This is a genomic window from Streptomyces natalensis ATCC 27448, from assembly GCF_000935125.1.
GTDB lineage: Bacteria > Actinomycetota > Actinomycetes > Streptomycetales > Streptomycetaceae > Streptomyces > Streptomyces natalensis.
The window spans coordinates 274820-290536 of record NZ_JRKI01000018.1 but is presented as its reverse complement, the minus strand read 5'-3'; the positions used below and the strand labels follow the sequence as shown (position 1 = coordinate 290536).

Sequence of the window (15717 nt, the reverse complement as noted above, 5' to 3'; positions counted from 1 at the left end):
AAGGTCAGGAACGGACGTGCCCGGCGAGCCGGACCGGGTTGCCGAGGATCGCCACGATGTCGCGGGCGCCCTCGTACGGCTCACGGCTGTGCGCCATGCGGAGGTTGTCGACGAGGAGGACGTCGCCGTCCTGCCACGGTTCGCCCACGGTGGCGGCGCGGTAGGCCGCGTTGAGGGTCTCGACGGTCTCCTCGGTGAGCGCGGTGCCGTCGCCGTACGCGGTGTTGAAGGGCAGGCCCTCGGGGCCGTACACGTCGACGAGGTAGTCGCGGACCATCGGGTCGAGGGTCCGCTCGTTGAGGAAGGCGACCTGGTTGAACCAGACCGGTGCGCCGGTGCGCGGGTGCTCGACGACGGCGGAGCGGCGCTGGCTGGTGCGCAGCCGGCCGTCCGGCAGCCATTCGTGCTCCAGGCCCGCCGCCGCACAGTACGCGTCGACCGCGGCCGGGTCGTCGGTGCCGAACGCCTCCGTCCAGGACACACCGATGTCGTGGTACATACGGGTCAGCAGCCAGCCGTCGCGGGCGAAGGGGGCCACCAGACCGTCGGGCAGCGCCTTGAGCACCTCCTGCGAGTCGGCCACCGCGGTGCGGCCGCCCGTGGCGGGGGCGGTCAGGCAGCCGAAGAGCAGCAGACTCGGCACCTCGGTGGCGTAACTCAGCTCGTGGTGCATGCACATGGGCTCGTCCGCGGGCCATTCGGAGGAGGAGTAGACGCCCTCCGCGTACGACCTGCGGGGGGCGAACCGCTCCCGTTCGGTCATCGGCGTCACGCCGAGCGCCCGCGCCACCGCCGCCACCTCGTCCGGCGAGCCGACGCCGAGGCCGCGCAGCAGCACCGCGCCGTGTTCGGCGATCAGGTCCGCGGCGGCGTCGCGGTGGGCCTCGGCCCGGTCGGCCGGGGTGCCTTCTCCTGGGGTGACCCGCAGGACGGGCAGGCCGGCGGGAGCGGAACCGGGGGCGTCGGCCGCGCCGTTCCCGGCCGCTACGGGGGCGGCGGGCAGGGTCTGGGAAGTCATCGTCTCTGTCTCTCTCCGTGAGGTGCTCGCGAGCGGGCGGGCGGCCGCGGTGTCAGCCGGTGTGGCCGGTTTCGCGGGCTTCCCGCTCGGGCCGCTCGGCCGCCTTCCGGTCCAGCAGCGCGGCCACGTCGGCGACGGTCGGGGTGTCGGTCAGTTCCTTGACCGTCACCGCCCGGTCCAGGGCGATGGCCAGCCGGATCGCGGTCAGTGAGGTGCCGCCGAGCTCGACGAAGCGCGAGCCGCGGCCGATGCGCTCCAGCGGCACCTTGAGCAGACCGGCCCAGAGGGCGGCGACCCGGCGTTCGGCGGCGGTCGCCGGGGGCTGGAACTCGTCGCGGCCGGCCGCCCGTTCCGCCTCGGCCGCCATCCGGACCAGGGCCTTCTTGTCGATCTTGCCGTTGGCGGTGAGGGGCAGCTCGGGGCGGCGGTGCAGATGCTGCGGCACCATGTAGCCGGGCAGCACGCCGGCCAGCGCCGCCCGCACCACCTCGGGTCCCACGTCCGCGCCGCCGGTGTAGTAGCCGACCAGATAGGGGCGTTCGGCGCTGCCCGCGGTCACCACCGCGCCGTCGCGGACGCCGGGCACCTGGAGCAGGCGGTTCTCGATCTCGCCGATCTCGATCCGGAAGCCGTTGATCTTGACCTGGGAGTCGCGGCGGCCGAGGAATTCCAGCGTCCCGCCGGGCAGCCAGCGGCCGAAGTCACCGGAGCGGTAGAGCCGCTCGCCCGGCCGGTGCGGATCGAGGCCGAACGCCGCCTTGGTGCGGGCCTCGTCGTTGATGTAGCCACGGCCGACGCAGACGCCGGAGAAGACGATCTCGCCGGGCACGCCCAGCGGCACCGGGGAGAGCCGCTCGTCGACCACGTACACCCGCACATTGCGGATCGCCTTGCCGAGCGGTACCGAGCGGTGGCCGGGAACCCGGTCCATCACCTCGTGGTTGGTGTCGTCGGACGTCTCGGTGAGCCCGTAGGCGTTGGCCAGGAGCACCCCCGGGAAGGTGCGGAACCAGCGCTCGACGAGCTCCTTCTTGAGGGCTTCGCCGGTGACGGAGACACAGCGCAGCCGGGGCAGCGCCCGCGGGCTCTCCTCCAGGGCCGACAGCACCACCTCCAGGTAGGAGGGGACCAGTTGGACGACCTGGACGCCCCCGTCGGACAGGGTGTCGAGGAATCTGCCGACGTCCAGGACGACGTCCTGCGGGACCAGGCGGGTGGTGCCGCCGACCAGCAGGGCGGAGACCAGCTGCCACAGGGAGATGTCGAAGCACTGGGGGGCCGTCTGGGCGATGACCTCGCCCTCGCCGACGCCGAGGTCCTCGATCTTGGCCAGGAGGTGGTTGAGGAAGCCGTTGTGCTCGCACATCGCCCCCTTCGGCTCGCCGGTGGAGCCGGAGGTGAAATAGATGTAGGCGAGCTGGTCGGCGGCGACCGGGAGACCGAGGTCGTCCTCGGGACCGTCCTGGGCCAGCAGGACGTCGAGGTGGGACAGTTCGACGCCGTCGCGGCCAGCGAGCGCCTGCGCCAGGTGGGGCACCCCGCGTTCGGCGAGCACCCACCGGCTGCCGCTGCGGGTCAGCACATTGGCGATCCGGTCGGCGGGGAAGTGCGGTTCGAGCGGCAGATAGCAGCCGCCCGCCTTGAACACCGCGATCACGGCGGCCAGCCACTCCAGGGTGCGCTCGGTGACCACGGCGACGACGTCCTCGTCGCGCAGCCCCCGGCGGTGCAGCGACCAGGCGATCTTGTTGGCCCGTCGGTTCAGTTCCTGATACGTCCAGGAGCGGTCCCCCAGCACGGCGGCGACCGCGTCGGGGTGGCGGCGCACCCGCTCCTCGAACAGCTCGTGGAAGCGGCGGTCCGGGAGGGGGCGGACCGGCCCGGCGAAATCCTCCAGCTGGACGGTGAGTTCCTCCGGCGACAGCAGGCTGTGCAGATGGTGCGGTGCGTCCGGGTCCTCGGTCAGCGCGCGCAGGGCCGTGAGCACATAGCCGGCGACCCGCTCGGCGCTCACCTGGTCCTGTGCGCCGACGCCCGCCCACGCCCGGAGGGCCTCGGCCCGGCCCGCCTCGGTGGCCACCTGCGCGATCACCTCGCGCCAGGTGCCCTCGCCGGCCGGCGACTCGTGGAAACCGGCGACCGTCCCCGCCACGATGACCTGTGCGGCGAGCCGGACGGTCGCGGCGTCGACCCGGCACTGTGCGGCCACCCGCTCGATGCCGTCGGCGACCTCCTGCGGCTCGGCCGGGAGGTACCCGGCCCTCGCGTCGTCGCCCTGACTTCCTGCGCTGCCCACCACGAGCGTTGCACCCCACACCGGATGTCCGTCGGATCGTGAAATCGGCGGCCGGCTTTCGGCGGCCGATTTCACCTTGTGGAAGGCAAGCTAGGCGGCCTCTATATCGATGGATTATCGAGCTTCTTTGCCCGGCCCGATACCTGGCGTCCCCTCAGGGCGCCGCGTCCCCGGTCCCGCGGAGCGGGTCGAGCAGCATCTCGGCGGCGCGGAAGGCCAGTTCCAGGGACTGACGGTGGTTCAACCGCGGATCGCAGGCGGTTTCGTAGCGCCGGTGGAGGTCGCCGACCAGGACGTCGTCGCCGCCGACGCACTCGGTGACATCGTCACCGGTGAGCTCGACATGCAGGCCCCCGGCGTGGGTGCCCAGCGCGCGGTGCACCTCGAAGAAGCCGCGGACCTCGTCCAGGATGTCGTCGAAGCGGCGGGTCTTGTGGCCGCTGGGGGCCACGAAGGTGTTGCCGTGCATCGGGTCGCAGACCCAGGCGACCACCGCGCCGTCGGCCGTGACCTTCTCGACCAGGCCGGGCAGCCGGTCGCGGATCCGCCCGGCGCCCATCCTGGTCACGAAGGTCAGCCGGCCCGGTTCGTTGCGGGGGTTGAGCCGGGCGGCATAGGCGAGCGCCTCGTCGGCGGTGGCGTCGGGGCCGAGCTTCACGGCGATCGGGTTGCGGATACGGGAGAAGTGGTCGATGTGTGCGCCGTCGAGGCCGCGGGTCCGCTCGCCGATCCACAGGAGGTGGCCGCTGCCGGCGTACGCCTGCCCGGTCCGCGCGTCGGTGCGGGTCAGCGCCCTTTCGTAGTCGAGCAGCAGGCCCTCGTGGCTGACGAAGAACTCCACGGCGTGCAGCTGCTGGGAGGTGACCCCGCAGGCTTCCATGAAGCGCAGCGAGCGGTCGATGTCGTCGGCCAGTTCCTCGTAGCGGCGGCCGGCCGGCGAGTCGGTGATGAAGGCCCGGTTCCAGTCGCGTGCGTGGTGCAGGCCCGCGTAGCCGCCGGTGGAGAAGGCGCGTACGAGGTTGAGGGTCGCCGCCGAGGCTTCGTACATGCGCAGCAGCCGCCGGGGGTCGGGGCGGCGGGCGGCCGCGGTGAAGGCCGGTGCATTGACCGCGTCGCCGCGGTAGACGGGCAGGGTGACCCCGTCGCGGGTCTCGGTCGGCCGGGAGCGCGGTTTGGCGTACTGCCCAGCCAGCCGGCCGATCTTGACGACGGGTACGGAGGCGCCGTACGTCAGCACCAGGGCCATCTGGAGCAGGGTGCGCAGCTTGCCGTTGATCGCGTCGGCGGTGACGCCGTCGAAGGTCTCGGCGCAGTCGCCGCCCTGGAGCACGAACGCCTCACCGCGGGCGACCGCGGCCAGCCGCTCGCGCAGCCGGTCGCTCTCCTCGGCGAAGACGAGTTCGGGGAGCCGTTCGAGCCTGCCGGTGGTCTCGCCCAGCAGATCCGGGTCGGGCCAGACGGGCTGTTGCGCGGCCGGAAGGGAATTGCCGTCAGCGCTGCTGCGGTATTCCGTCATCGGGAGGGGATTCATCGCGGCCTTTCGCCAGAGTCGAGTTCGGCGGCTCCATGCGTTCGGGGCACGGGGTCCGCGCAGCAAATTCCAACCGCGTCCGCCAAATGCGGTCAAGGCCCGGCGGAATGGTCTGCACGGCGCATCTCCAAGTGGTCTGGTCGCGGTCGGCCGCCCGGTGTTTTTCTTGCCGTCGCCGCCCGCCGTACTCGTGGTCGCGGCCGGAATGCATCCGAATGCCGTCCGAACCGCGGCGGACAGCGCGAAATGACCGGACAGCGCGGACAAGGAACCGAAGGAACCAGATGACACGAACGACACGGGGCCAGGACGGGACCACGGCGCGGGCGGGCGCGCCGGTGCGCGTACGTGTCACCGAATCGCCGCTGCCGTGGCACGACCCGCTCCGGCTCTACACCCGGCTGGTCGCCGGCCTCGGGCCGCAGGACGTCTTCCTCTTCGAGAGCCTGGCGGGGCCGGAGCGGGACCGCGGCGCGGCGGTGGTCGGCTGCGGACGGCTCGCCGAGGTGCGGGTGTTCGCCCGTCATATCGAGGTCGGCGGTGCGCCCACGCTGTGCGCCGCCCTGCTGGCAGCGGCCGGCGAGGCGGGGATGACGGCGGACCCGGAGGCGCCGGAGGGCGCGCCGGCCCGCCTCCGGTTCGGCGATTCCGCGCAGGTCTGGGACCTGATGCGGCGCTCCCAGCGGCTGTTCGACGTGACGACCGCCCGGCCGCAGGACTCGTTCGCCTTCGGCTTCCTGGCGGGCCTGGGCTACGAGGCGGCCTGGCACATGGACGAACTGCCGGACCGCACGGCCTCCTCCCGGGGTCCGGACATGACGTTCACGCTGTTCCGCCACACCGTCTGGTACGAGCCCGGGGCGGACGGCGCACGGCAGGTGACGGCCCATGCGGACGCGTTCCCCGCCGACCGCGTCGTGGACCTGGCCGACCTGGCGCGGGCGGCCGCCGAAGCCTCCTCGGAGGGCGACGTCCCCCCTCCCGCGGCGCCCGCGCCCCGTTCGGTACGGGACACCGTCGCCCGCGGCACGTTCCTGGACTGGGCCCGCCGGTGCCTGGAGCACATCGGGGTCGGGGACATCTACCAGATCCAGATCGGGCACCGCATCGACGTCGACACGGCGCTGACGCCCGTCGAGGTCTACCGGCGGCTGCGGTCCCGCAACCCGTCGCCGTACATGTATCTGGCGCCCCGCGCGGGCGAGATGCTCATCGGCGCCAGCCCCGAGCTGTTCTTCCGCACCGAGGGCGACGAGATCGTCATGCGGCCCATCGCCGGCACCACCCGGCAGGGGCCGACGCCGGAGGAGAACGAGCGCCGGGTCAAGGAGATGCTGGCCAGCACCAAGGAACAGGCCGAGCATGTGATGCTGATCGACCTGTGCCGCAACGACATCGGCCGGGTGTGCCGGCCGCGTTCCCTGGCGGTGCCGGACCTGATGACGGTGGAGGCGTACTCCCATGTCTTCCACATCGTCTCGACGGTCAGCGGACGGCTGGAACCAGAGGCCGATGTGTGGCAGGCGCTGTGCGCCACCTTCCCCGCGGGCACCATGACCGGCGCGCCCAAGCTGCGCGCCATGGAGATCATCGACGGCATCGAGCGGGAGCCGCGCGGGAGTTATGCGGGGGCGCTCGGTCTGATCGACGTCCGCGGCTGGAGCAGCCTCGCGCTGTGCATCCGCACGATCGTGCACGACGGCCGGACCTACTCCACCCAGAGTTCGGCGGGCATCGTCGCGGAGTCGGTGCCCGAGGCGGAGTGGGACGAGACCCTGGCGAAGATGGGCGCCGCCTACTGGGCGCTGACCGGTGAGGAACTGCTGTCATGAAGATTCTGCTGGTGGACGCGTACGACAGTTTCGTGCACATCATCGACCAGTACCTGCGCACCCTGGGCGCCACCACCGAGGTGGTGCGCTCGCACACGCGCAGTCCGCGGGAGCTGGCGGCCGGGCGGCCGGATGCGGTGGTGCTGGGGCCGGGCCCTGGGCACCCCGCCGCCTCCGGCCATGTCGAGCTGGTGCGCCGGTTCGCCGGGCGGGTGCCGGTGCTGGGGGTGTGCCTGGGCCACCAGGCCATCGCCCTGGCGTTCGGCGGCCGGGTGGAGGTCGCCGGCCATTTGATGCACGGGCGGACGAGCCCCGTACGCCACGACGGCCAGGGGCTCTTCCGCGGCCTGGGGAACAGCACGGTGGCCACGCGCTACCACTCGCTGATCGTCTCCCGGCCGCTGCCCGACGAGTTGGCGGAGACGGCGAGTGCGGAGGACGACGGCTATGTGATGGGGCTGCGGCACCGCACGCTGCCGGTGGAGGGCGTGCAGTTCCACCCGGAGAGCATCACGACCGAAGGCGGCCTGACGCTCTTCGAGAACTTCCTGTCCGCCGGGGCGCTTTCGTCCGGTGGGGCGCCTTCGTCCGGTGGGGCGCCTCAGGCGCAGCGCGCGGCGCCGGCCGCCGCGGGCCTTCGCGCATAGGCGGCGCCCAGTTCCCGGACCGCCTCCACGATGCCGGTGCGGGGCACCGCGGTGTAGCCCACCACCAGGGCGGGGGCAGCCCCTTCGGGGCGGGCGTGGTAGCGCCGGCCGCCGGGGACCAGCACCGAACGCTCCAGCGCCCGGCCGACGAGTGCGGCCTCGTCGACCCGGTGCGGCAGCCGTACGTACGCGTGCAGCCCGGCCGCCGAGCCGGTGATCCGGGCCCCGGGCAGGAAGCGGTGTACGGCCTGCTCCAGGCATTCGCGCCGTCTGCGGTAGTGGTCGCGGCGGGCGCGCAGATGACGGTCGAAGTGCCCGCTGCGCAGGAGTTCGGCGAAGGCGAGCTGGGTGAGGACGTCGGACCCCAGATCGCGGTGGGAGCGGGTCCGCTCCACCGCGGCGAGCAGCCCGGCCGGGAGGGCCAGCCAGCCGAAGCGCAGGCCGGGGGCGAGCGATTTGCTCGCCGTGCCGCCGTAGACGACGCGGTCGGGGGCGAGGCGCTGGAGGGCCAGGGGGCGGGCGCCCTGCTCCAGCCACAGGTCGCCGTCGTAGTCGTCCTCGATCACCCAGGCGCCGGTGTCGCGCGCCCAGCGGACCAGGGCCTCGCGGCGTGCCGGTGAGAGGGTGGCGCCGGTGGGGAACTGGTGGGCGGGGGTGACGAGGACGGCCCGTACCCCCGTCGCGGCGAGCGCCTCGACGTCGATGCCCTCGTCGTCCACGGGCACCGGTACGGGCCGGATGCCCACCTCCCCGACGAACTGCCGCTGGCGGTGGTGGCAGGGGTCCTCCATCGCGATCCGGTCGATACCGGCGCCGGACAGCACCGTGCACAGCAGCCCGAGCGCCTGCGCGAAGCCGGACACCACCATGACCTGTCCGGCGGTGGTCAGCACCCCGCGGGCCCGGCCGAGGTAGCGGGCCAGCTCCTCGCGCAGCCCGTCGGCGCCGGACAGCGGCGGGTAGCCGAGGTCGCCGGGGTCGACCGCCTGAAGGGCGCGCTGGTAGGAGGCGAGCCATTCGCGGTGCGGGAAGCCGGCGCCGCGGGGCAGCCCCGGGCGCAGGTCCCAGCGCGCGGGCGGCACCAGCCCGTCATCGAGCAGCGTCGGCAGGGCCGGAGCGGTCAGATGGTGCGCCACGCGGGTGCCGGAGCCCCGGACGGCCTCCAGATACCCCTCGGCGATCAGCCGGCCGTACGCCTCGACGACCACGCTGCGGGAGACCCCCACGTCCTCGGCGAGTTGCCGGCTGGACGGCAGCCGGGTGCCCGGATGCAGCACACCCGCGGAAATCTCCTCCCGTATTCGGCCCTCGATCTGCGCGGTGAGCGGTTCTTCGGATTCTCTCGACACCTCGATCAGCGCGTGCCAGGTCATTCTTCTTTTCCCCCGGGAAATTGGACTGGATTCACTGGAGACAATTGGTCTGGCCGAAGTTCCGCTGCGGCCCGCAGAATTATTGCGTGCCGCGCCCTGCAATGGGGCCGAGAAGAGGGGATGACGCGTGACCGTGACACATCGGGAAAAGTCATGGCCGGACATCTTCACGGCACTGCTGGCGGGAGACGATCTCCCGGCGGACGCCACGGCCTGGGCCATGGACCAGGTGATGCGGGGCCGGGCGACACCGGCTCAACTCGCCGGTCTGCTGGTGGCCCTGCGCGCCAAGGGCGAGACGGTGGCGGAGATCGAGGGGCTCGTACGGGCCATGTACGAGCACGCCGTGCCGCTCGACGTCCCGGGCCCGGCGCTCGACATCGTCGGCACCGGCGGCGACCGGTCCCACAGCGTCAACATCTCCACGATGTCGGCGATCGTCGCGGCGGGGGCGGGCGCCCGGGTTGTCAAGCACGGCAACCGTTCCGCGTCCTCCGCATCCGGTTCGGCCGATGTGCTCGAAGCGCTCGGGGTGGCCCTGGACCTGCCGGTGGCCGATGTCGCCGGGCTGGTCCGGGAGGTCGGCATCACCTTCTGCTTCGCCCCGCTCTTCCACCCGTCGGTACGTCATGCTGCCGCGCCCCGCAGGGAGTTGGGCATCCCGACGGTCTTCAACGCGCTCGGCCCGCTGACCAATCCGGCCCGCCCCACCGCGCAGGCGGTCGGTGTGGCGGACGCCAGGATGGCGCCGCTGCTCGCCGGTGTGCTGGCCCGGCGCGGCGTTTCGGCGCTGGTCTTCCGCGGCGACGACGGGCTGGACGAGCTGACGGTCACCACCACCTCCACGGTCTGGTCGGTGCGCGACGGACGGGTGCGTACGGAGGTGTTCGACCCGCGCGACCTCGGCATCCCGTATGCACCGCCGCAGGCGCTGCGCGGCGCCGACGCCGCCCACAACGCCGAGGTGGCGCGGGCGCTGCTGCGCGGCGAACGGGGGCCGGTGCGCGATGCGGTGCTGCTGTCCGCGGCCGCCGGGCTCGCGGCGCTCGACCTGTCGGACCGGCCGGTCACCGAGCGCCTCGCGGCCGCCATGGCGCGCGGTGCGCAGGCGATCGACACGGGAGCGGCGGCTGCGGTCCTGGAACGCTGGGCGGCCGTCTCCACCAAGCTCGCCGCGGCGGGCTGAGCCGGGCGCCGGGCGGTGCCGTTCAGCGCCGCCCCGCATTCCGCAGCGCGGTCAGCACCGTGCCGGGGCCGCCCTCTCCCGTCACCAGGGCCTCGCCCACCAGCACCGCATCGGCGCCGTGGGCGGCCAGGGCGGCCACGTCCTGCGGTCCGCGGATACCGGACTCCGCGATGCGCACCACGCCCGGCGGGATACGGGGCGCGAGCCGGGCGAAGGCGGTGCGGTCGACCTCCAGGGTCTTCAGATCGCGGGCGTTGAGGCCGATCACCGAGGCGTCGACCGCCAGGGCGCGCTCGATCTCGTCCTCGTCGTGCACCTCGGTCAGTACGGTGAGGCCCAACTCGCGGGCCAGTTCGGTCAGTTCGGCGAGCTGACGGTGACCGAGCGCGGCCACGATCAGCAGCACCAGGTCCGCGCCATGGGCACGGGCCTCCCACAGCTGATAGGGCGTCACCACGAAGTCCTTGCGCAGCACCGGAATCCGGATGGCGGCGCGTACGGCGTCGAGGTCGGCGAGCGAACCGTGAAACCGGCGCTGCTCGGTGAGCACGCTGACGGCCGCGGCCCCGGAACGCTCGTAGACGGCGGCCAGTTCCGCCGGATCGGGGATGGCGGCCAGCGGACCCTTGGACGGGCTGGCCCGCTTGACCTCGGCGATGACCTGGACGTCCGCGGCGGCACGCAGCACGGCGGCGGCGTCCAGCGCGGGCCGCGCCTCGGCGACGCGGTCGCGCAACGCGCTTTCGGGCAGGCGGCGTTGACGCTCCGCCAGGTCGTCGCGTACGCCGCCGATGATCTCGTCCAGTACGGTCATGGGGCCGGCTCCTTCGGGTGTACGAGCGGGGGAAGCGCCGCGCGCCGCAGGGGGGATGCCGCGGCGCGGGCACTTCCGGTTCGGGGGGGGTGACGGGCCGGGCGGCGGCCGTCAGACGGCGATCGGCACGACCCGGGGGTTCGCCAGTGCGCGGTAGTCCGCGGCGGCGAGGGCGACGGACAGGTCCAGGCGTGCGGCGTTGAAGTACAGCGTGGGGTGGTCGAAGAGCCCGGGGTCGGCCAGCACCGTGAGCTCGTCGTGGAACGAGAACGGAATGATGCTCCCGCTCACACAGCCCGACAGCCCCTCGGCCAGCACGCGGTCGGCGAGCCGGGCCCGTTTCCCGCCGTACTCGCCCGCGATCCGGTCCAGGTCCACCCGCCGGTCGCCGGGTATCACGGCGAGCACATGCCGGGCGCCGTCGGTGCCGCCGGTCACCGTGACGATCATGCACTTGGCCGCCGCCGCGAGGGCGTGCCCGCGCAGTGCGCTGGCCCGTACGGTCTGCCCCTCGGGTGCGTGCTCCAGCAGCTCGAAGCGGGCGCCGCCCGCCTCCAGCAGCCGCAACAGCCGCCCCGCGGCGGTATGTTCGCCTTCGGGCGCCTCCTCGGCGGGGGCCGCGCCGGCTCTGTGCGGCATGTCCGTTCTCCTTAGTCCGTTCCGAGGCGCCCGACGGATTCCGGCACGGGTCATCCCGGTCACCGTGACCTGCCGTGGTTGACGGAACTGACGCTAGGGGGCCCGTTTATCGCTGGATTATCGGGCGCTTAGAGGATCCGGCCCGCTGTCCCACCAGGTGAGACCGGGGCGGAGAGGAGTCGGCGGCGGGCCCGCGGTGCGGTCCGGACCCGTGGTGCCGCCCGAGCCCGTGCTTCCCGTCCGAGCCCGTGATTCAGTCGGCGAGGCGGTCGACGCGCAGCGCACCCGGCGCGATCAGATCCTCGGCCTGGACGCGGCGGAACAGCATGGCGACGAGAGATTCCCGGACGTTGACCACATGCAGGCGGGCGCCCGCGTCGCGGGCCTTGCGGCGCGCTCCCAGCAGGGCATTGAGCCCGCTGATGTCGCAGAAGGTGACCGCACGGAAGTCGACATCGATTCGCCGGGGCCGACGGGCCAGGCAGGTGTCCAGCGCCTCCCGCAGGCAGGGCGCGGTGACATAGTCGATCTCCCCCGAGACGACGAGGGTGGCCCGTCCGTCGGACCACCGGGGAACGGCCCGGAACCCGTCAAGCGTCACGGCCATGGGTCACCACCTCCTTGTTGATGGAGATAAACCCTGGACATAGCGGTGTCAAGGGCCACAAAGGGTGCATCTCACCCGGACGCCCCCTCCGCCCGTGTCCCGGATCCGCTCATGCCGTTGATCCCGTTCAAGAACGCGTCATCCCGAGAACGCGACATCCACTGCGGGGAGCCCCTCCATGAAGCATCGACGTGCCGCTGCCCGCCTCGTTCTGGCGGCGGGTGTCCTCGCGATCGACTGGGCCGCGGCGCCCGGCGCCTCGGCGACGTCGATCGTCGGGCTGGGCAACGCCACGTTCGACAATGTCTGCGCCAACCACGGGTCGGCCACCGCGTACGGCGTCGGCACCGGAGGGGGCGGCTTCCCCAACAGGAGGGCCTACCTCCCCGCCACCACACCCGCGAACCACTGCGGCGGCGGTCCGGGCCTCCCCCTCGCGAGCGACCCGTGCCTGCCCGAAATCCTCCACTTCCCGTCCAGCAAGGGCGAGGCGTTCGCCGTCTGCAAGGCCGTCGGGCAGAATCCGCTCGTCTAGAGCCCTGAAGGGACCCTGGGGCCTGACCGATGGGTCGGCAGGGGCCCGACGCCTAAAATGCGAAGGACAGGACTGCCCGCGCATACGGCAGTCCGAACAACGCGTGAGCAGGCGTGAGAAGGCTTGAGAAGGCGTTATGCCACCCAGCCGTACGGAGCCGAGCACACAGCCGTTCGGAACGCTGGGCGCCGACGCGGCGTCGGAGCGTGACGACGCACTGGTCAGCGCCGCCGTCAGGGCCGTCGAGGCGACCGGGGCGCATGCCGGGAGCGTGTTCCTGGTGTCGCGCGACCGCCGCTCGCTCGTGCTGAGCGCGGTCTGCGGAACGCCGCCCTCCCTGCTCGGCGGCTGGCAGCGCATCCCGGTCAGCAGCGACATCCCGGTGGCGGTGGCGTACCGGACCGGGCGCACGGTCCATCTGGCCGGGGCCGACGAGACCATGCGGCGCTTCCCGCAGCTCGCCATGGCGCTGCCGTACGCCTTCGGATCCGCATCCGTGCAGGTGAAGGCGGGAAACGTGGCCTTCGGGGCGATGGCCGTGGTGTGGGCCGCCGGTCCGGGGGAGGGCGATGGTCTGTCGAAGGCGCAGCGACGGCGGTTGCGCGCCACCGCCGACCGCCTCGGCGCCTCGCTCGCCGAGCTGGACGCACGCGGCGCCCTGGCCTTGAGCGATGCGGAGACCGTCCCGGTGGCGGTCCCCGCGCGGGCGGCTCCGGCCGTGCGGGTGGGACTGTTCGACTGGGACCTCGACACCGGGGCCCTCGTGGCGGACGACGAACTGTGCGCGATCTTCGGGATCGGCCCGGGCGAGTTCGACGGGCGGGCGGCCACCCTGGCCGCCAGGATCGACGACGCCGACCTCCCCGGCTTCCGGTCCGCCGCCCGGACCGCGGCGGCGGAGGGCCACGTCCTGGCGCTTTCGCTGCACCTGCGGGACGGCGGCGGGCACCGCGCCGTCGAGCTGTGGGGCCGCGTACCGCAGGCTCCCGACGACCGGCGGGCGCGGCCCCATCTGGTCGGCGCCGTCCTCGATTCGGGAACCGGTATGGCCGCCGTCGAGGCGATCGAGCGGCTCGCGGACGGCTTCTTCGCGCTCGCCCCGGACGGCCGGGTCACCTACGCCAACCACGGCCTGGAGAGCCTGCTGCGGGTCCGCCGGGACGACCTGCTGGGCCGGCGCCCCTGGGACGTCCTTCCCTGGCTGGCCGATCCCGCCTACGAGGACCGCTACCGGGCCGCCATGATCTCCCAGCAGCCGGTCTCCTTCCTCGCCCGCCGTCCGCCCGACCCCTGGCTGGTGTTCTCCCTCCACCCGGGCGCACAGGGCATGACGGGCTGGGTGGCGCGCCTGCGGGGACCGGTCCCGGCCGATGCCGGTCCCGGGGCGCCGGTCGCGGACGACGTGGCGGCCGGGCCGTCGCCGCCGCCCGGCGCCCCGCGCCTGGGCACGCTCTACCGCGTGCTCCAGCTCGGCAGCGCACTGACCGAGGCGGTCACCGCCCACGAGGTGTGCGAGGTCGTCGCCGAACAGCTGCTGCCCGCCGTCGGCGGCCGGCGGCTGGCCCTCTACGTGGTGACCGAAGGCCGCCTGTACCAGCTCTCCCAGCGCGGCTACCGGCAGGAGGTCCTCGACGTCCTCGACCGGTTCGAAGGCGCGCCGCTCCGCGCCGGCCTGCCCGTATCGGACGCGCTGCTCTCCGGGGCTCCGTTGTTCATCGAGTCGCGGCAGGCGTTCGCGCAGACCTACCCCGGCTTCCCGGTGAGCGAGTCCGGCTCGTGGGCGTTCCTGCCGCTCATCGCGTCCAACCGCCCGGTGGGGGCCTGCGTCCTCGGCTTCGACGAGGCCCACCGGTTCCGGGACGACGAGCGGGACCTGCTGACCGCGCTGGGCGGGCTGATCGCCCACGCACTGGAGCGCGCCAGGCTCTACGACGCCGAATTCGCCGTCGCCCACGGGCTCCAGGACGCCCTGCTGCCGCACCGGCTGCCCACCCTCCCCGACGTCCGCGTCGCGGGCCGCTATCTGCCGGGAACGCGCGGTATGGACATCGGCGGCGACTGGTACGACGTCATCCCCACCCGCGACGGTGTCGCGCTGGTCGTCGGCGACGTCGAGGGGCACAACGTCGCCGCCGCGGCCGTCATGGGCCAACTCCGCAGCGCCGTACGGGCCTTCGCCACCGCGGGCCAACAGCCCGGCGACGTGATCTCCAGCACCAACCGCCTGCTCCTGGACCTCGACCCCGGCCTCCTCGCCAGCTGCTGCTACGTCCGCCTCACTCCGGAGTCGGGCATCGCCCGCGTGGTCCTCGCGGGCCACTGCCCGCCGTTGCTGCGCCGGGCCGACGGGGACACGGCCGTCCTGGATCTGCCGCCCGGCCCCCTGCTCGGCGTGGCGGACACCGCCACCTACCCCGAATGTGATGTGCAGTTCCCGCCCGGCGCGATCCTGGCCCTGTACACGGACGGGCTGGTGGAACGGCGCGGCGCGGACATCACCACGGGCATCGACCGGCTCCGCGCCGCACTGGCCCATGTGCAGGCCGACTCCCTGGAGGAACTCGCCGACAGACTCCTCCTGGAGGCGCGCCACTCCCCCAAGCGCATGGACGACATCGCCCTGCTGCTCAGCCAGTCCGCTCCGGCGCGGACCCGTCGGAAGGCGGCTCGGCAGGAAAGAGGACGGGGCTGAGCAGATACGGCGCGCGGCCCGGCGCCGGCTCCCTGCCCAGGCGCGGTTGCAGGACCGCGACCAGTTCTCCGAGGAGTTCGGCGAGTTCGTCCGGGTTGAGCCAGAGCGTGCCCTGACGGTAGGAGACCAGGTCGGCGGTCGGGTTGGCGCCGTCGCGGTCGAGGTAGGCGTTGAACTCCGCGATGAGGACGGCCATGGCGGCGGCGAAGCCGCGGCGGTGGTCGTCCAGGGACATGGCCGCGGCGGCGTCACCGTCGATCGAGGGACGGTCCCGGCGCAGCCGGTACCGGCGCTCGACCACATTGCGTACGCGGTGCTCCGCGGCCACTTCGAGGAACCCGGCCTCCGCCAGCAGGGCGACGTGCCGGTAGACGGTCACCTTCGACGCCTCCGGCATCCGGGCGCACAGCTCGCCGGTGGTGAGCTCGCGCCCGCCGGACAGGGCGTGCACCACGCGCAGACGGACCGGATGGAGAAGCAGATCGGCGGTATCCACACCACCACTATTTCACGAGTGCTACCGTTATCGAAATTGAAATCATGAGCC

13 protein-coding genes are annotated in these 15717 nt (G+C 73.0%); 5 read left to right on the top strand and 8 right to left on the bottom strand.

Features of this window, described 5'->3' with window-relative positions:
* Nucleotides 1-4 precede the first annotated feature (4 nt).
* The 3 genes from SNA_RS13790 to SNA_RS13780 all read right to left on the bottom strand — a co-directional run bounded on the left by SNA_RS13790 (nucleotide 5) and on the right by SNA_RS13780 (nucleotide 4830).
* A complete protein-coding gene (locus SNA_RS13790; protein WP_030067693.1) occupies nucleotides 5-1018 on the bottom strand; it encodes a TauD/TfdA family dioxygenase in 1014 nt (337 codons plus the stop codon).
* A gap of 52 nt (nucleotides 1019-1070) precedes the next feature.
* Nucleotides 1071-3170: a non-ribosomal peptide synthetase gene (locus tag SNA_RS13785; protein WP_044365234.1), complete on the bottom strand. Its 2100-nt coding sequence runs from the start codon at nucleotides 3168-3170 to the stop codon at nucleotides 1071-1073.
* A gap of 298 nt (nucleotides 3171-3468) precedes the next feature.
* Nucleotides 3469-4830: a class II 3-deoxy-7-phosphoheptulonate synthase gene (locus SNA_RS13780; protein ID WP_044365188.1), complete on the bottom strand. Its 1362-nt coding sequence runs from the start codon at nucleotides 4828-4830 to the stop codon at nucleotides 3469-3471.
* A gap of 299 nt (nucleotides 4831-5129) precedes the next feature.
* Between SNA_RS13780 and SNA_RS13775 the strand changes: the two genes are divergently transcribed.
* Both SNA_RS13775 and SNA_RS13770 read left to right on the top strand, forming a co-directional pair.
* The gene (locus tag SNA_RS13775) at nucleotides 5130-6677 is read left to right on the top strand and encodes an anthranilate synthase component I family protein (protein WP_044365186.1); all 1548 of its coding nucleotides are present in this window, start codon (nucleotides 5130-5132) and stop codon (nucleotides 6675-6677) included.
* A complete protein-coding gene (locus SNA_RS13770) occupies nucleotides 6674-7324 on the top strand; it encodes an anthranilate synthase component II (protein ID WP_044365184.1) in 651 nt (216 codons plus the stop codon). The genes SNA_RS13775 and SNA_RS13770 overlap by 4 nt, the downstream gene beginning before the upstream one ends.
* On the opposite strand, the gene pdxR is transcribed toward SNA_RS13770, so the two are convergent.
* Nucleotides 7279-8697, bottom strand: a complete 1419-nt coding sequence (pdxR, locus tag SNA_RS13765; RefSeq protein WP_044365182.1) for a MocR-like pyridoxine biosynthesis transcription factor PdxR — start codon at nucleotides 8695-8697, stop codon at nucleotides 7279-7281. The two genes, SNA_RS13770 and pdxR, sit on opposite strands and share 46 nt — an antisense overlap.
* A 127-nt stretch (nucleotides 8698-8824) precedes the next feature.
* Here pdxR and trpD point away from each other — a divergent pair, with 127 nt between their 5' ends.
* Nucleotides 8825-9883: an anthranilate phosphoribosyltransferase gene (trpD, locus tag SNA_RS13760; protein ID WP_030067686.1), complete on the top strand. Its 1059-nt coding sequence runs from the start codon at nucleotides 8825-8827 to the stop codon at nucleotides 9881-9883.
* Nucleotides 9884-9905: 22 nt separating this feature from the next.
* Here the strand turns inward: trpD and trpC are convergent, their stop codons facing one another.
* The 3 genes from trpC to SNA_RS13745 all read right to left on the bottom strand — a co-directional run bounded on the left by trpC (nucleotide 9906) and on the right by SNA_RS13745 (nucleotide 11943).
* Nucleotides 9906-10697, bottom strand: coding sequence for an indole-3-glycerol phosphate synthase TrpC (gene trpC / locus SNA_RS13755; protein WP_030067685.1), 792 nt, complete (start codon nucleotides 10695-10697; stop codon nucleotides 9906-9908).
* A gap of 111 nt (nucleotides 10698-10808) precedes the next feature.
* Nucleotides 10809-11336, bottom strand: a complete 528-nt coding sequence (locus tag SNA_RS13750; protein WP_078969887.1) for a YbaK/EbsC family protein — start codon at nucleotides 11334-11336, stop codon at nucleotides 10809-10811.
* A gap of 253 nt (nucleotides 11337-11589) precedes the next feature.
* Nucleotides 11590-11943, bottom strand: coding sequence for an STAS domain-containing protein (locus SNA_RS13745; RefSeq protein ID WP_044365180.1), 354 nt, complete (start codon nucleotides 11941-11943; stop codon nucleotides 11590-11592).
* A gap of 178 nt (nucleotides 11944-12121) precedes the next feature.
* On the opposite strand from SNA_RS13745, the gene SNA_RS13740 reads away from it, so the two are divergent.
* Together SNA_RS13740 and SNA_RS13735 are read left to right on the top strand one after the other, a co-directional pair.
* Complete coding sequence (locus SNA_RS13740) at nucleotides 12122-12478, top strand: hypothetical protein (protein WP_030067682.1); 357 nt, start codon at nucleotides 12122-12124, stop codon at nucleotides 12476-12478.
* Nucleotides 12479-12614: 136 nt separating this feature from the next.
* A complete protein-coding gene (locus SNA_RS13735) occupies nucleotides 12615-15170 on the top strand; it encodes a SpoIIE family protein phosphatase (RefSeq protein ID WP_044365178.1) in 2556 nt (851 codons plus the stop codon).
* On the opposite strand, the gene SNA_RS13730 is transcribed toward SNA_RS13735, so the two are convergent.
* On the bottom strand, nucleotides 15106-15666 hold the full coding sequence (locus SNA_RS13730; protein ID WP_030067679.1) for a helix-turn-helix domain-containing protein: 561 nt from the start codon (nucleotides 15664-15666) through the stop codon (nucleotides 15106-15108). The genes SNA_RS13735 and SNA_RS13730 overlap by 65 nt on opposite strands.
* Nucleotides 15667-15717 lie beyond the last annotated feature (51 nt).